The organism is Nocardiopsis sp. TNDT3, assembly GCF_003427465.1.
In the GTDB taxonomy this organism is placed as follows: Bacteria; Actinomycetota; Actinomycetes; order Streptosporangiales; family Streptosporangiaceae; genus Nocardiopsis; species Nocardiopsis dassonvillei.
In genome coordinates this window covers 1-1,954 of the sequence record NZ_QPFC01000111.1, presented here as the reverse complement: position 1 = coordinate 1,954, position 1,954 = coordinate 1, and the positions used below count along the sequence as shown (strand labels likewise).

General features: G+C 72.9%; 2 protein-coding genes. One reads left to right on the top strand and one right to left on the bottom strand.

The window, feature by feature from the left end; all coding sequences use genetic code 11:
* Positions 1-357: 357 nt before the first annotated feature.
* The gene (locus tag DQW06_RS03155; RefSeq protein ID WP_198662367.1) at positions 358-1,056 is read right to left on the bottom strand and encodes a hypothetical protein; all 699 of its coding nucleotides are present in this window, start codon (positions 1,054-1,056) and stop codon (positions 358-360) included.
* Positions 1,057-1,185: 129 nt separating this feature from the next.
* Between DQW06_RS03155 and DQW06_RS03150 the strand changes: the two genes are divergently transcribed.
* The coding region (locus tag DQW06_RS03150) for an A/G-specific adenine glycosylase (RefSeq protein WP_157983330.1) at positions 1,186-1,954 on the top strand (769 nt) is incomplete at its 3' end.

Sequence of the window (1,954 nt, the reverse complement as noted above, 5' to 3'; positions counted from 1 at the left end):
GCGCGCGGCGGCGGCCAGGGCGGCGTTGAACGCGCTCTGCCCGTGGCGGACGACCGTCAGTTCCGCCGGTCCGCGGTAGCGCATCGTCGCGTCCCGCCTCCCTCCGCCATGCCACCGTCGGCCCGGGCGGGGGCGGCGGGCGCCGCGACCGGGGCCGCGGTCCGTACGAGGAGGTCCTTCACGTGGGGACTCCTTAAGACGAGAGCGGGCACCCCCGGAGGAGCGCCCGCTTGGGAGCGCTCCCAACTGCGGAAAGAGTATCCTCAGACTCCCATGGCGTAAAGGGGTTCGCCGCACCGCGCAACCGCCACCGCGGGCCGGGGTGTGCGTCGCCCCCGGCCCGCGGTGCGCGGCGGCTCAGGCCTTGAGCTGGAAGGGGAGCTCGGGCTGGTCCCCGGCGTAGTCCCCGTGCAGGTTGGCCCGGTACCAGCCGGGCTGCGCCGAGGCTTCGGTGCCGCGGCAGTCCTCGAAGGAGCGCATCCGCTCCCAGGTGAACGTGTACTCGTGCGGGACGCCCCTGCTGATCTGGCGCTTCTCCGCGCTCTTGTCCTCCGCGCAGTCGGCGGTGGAGAAGATCCGGTCGTCGCCCGAGTGGATGCGGATCTCCATGGCCTCGCCGCCCACGTCCACGGTGCAGGTCTGTTCGGCGGTGTTGACCACGGTGATCTTGAAGCCCGGGTTGGCGCCGGCCCCGTAGACCTCCTGGTCCTCCTCCGCGTACTCGAAGGTCACCACGATGTCCTGCGGGCGGCAGGCGTCCTCGGGGCGCTCCGGAGCGGGCACCTCGCCGCCCTCCCCGCCCTCGGCGGAGCCGCCGTCGCCGGCCGCGGAGCCGCCGGAGTCCTCAGCGTCCTCGGAGGGGTCGGCGCTCTCCCGTGCCCCCTCGGAGGGATCGGCCTCGGGTTCCTCGCTCGCGTCCGCGGAGGGCTCGGTGGGTGAGACACTGGGGGAGGCCTCGATGCCCGCGTCCGAGCGGGTCGGCTCGCCGCTCTCCTCCCCGGAGGGACGGCAGGCGTACGCGATGAGCGCGAGCAACAACAGGGCCCCGGCCAGCACGAAGGCTCGCCGCTTCCAGTAGGTCTCGCGGCTGACGGCTCCTGGTTGTCCGGTACTTGACGCCATGCGCCGTAGTATTGCGGTTTTGCGTGTACCTCACCTACTCAACCCGCCGATTCCCAGTTAAAGATGAGCGATAACCCTTACAGCACCCCGGTTCTGGCGTGGTACGAGAGCCACGCCCGCGACCTCCCCTGGCGACGGCCCGACGCCTCACCGTGGTCGATCCTGGTCAGCGAGATCATGCTCCAGCAGACGCCCGTGGTGCGTGTCCTGCCCGCCTGGAACGCCTGGATGGAGCGCTGGCCCACCCCGGCCGACCTGGCACGGGAGCCCTCCGGTGAGGCTGTGCGCATGTGGAACCGGCTCGGCTACCCGCGCAGGGCGCTGCGCCTGCACGCGTGCGCGGTGGCGATCACCGAGGAACACGGCGGGCGGGTCCCCGAGGACCACGCCACCCTGCTGTCCCTGCCGGGCGTGGGCTCCTACACCGCGGCGGCGGTGGCGAGCTTCGCCTTCGGTCAGCGGCACGCCATTCTGGACACGAACGTTCGACGTGTCCTGGCGAGAGCCGAAACCGGGGTCCAGTACCCGCCGAAAACCCAGACGAAGACGGAGACCGCCCTCGCCGAGTCCCTGCTGCCGTCCGCGCCCTCGGTGGCCGCCCGCTGGGGCGTGGCCGTCATGGAGCTGGGGGCGCTGGTGTGCACCGCGCGCACGCCCGCGTGCGCGGACTGCCCGATCGCCCACCAGTGCGCCTGGCGGCTCGCGGGCAAGCCCGCCTACGACGGTCCGCCCCGACGCGGCCAGACCTACGCGGGCACCGACCGGCAGGTGCGCGGACGGCTGCTGGCGGTGCTGCGCGACTCCGCCCACCCGGTGCCCAAGGGCGCGCTGG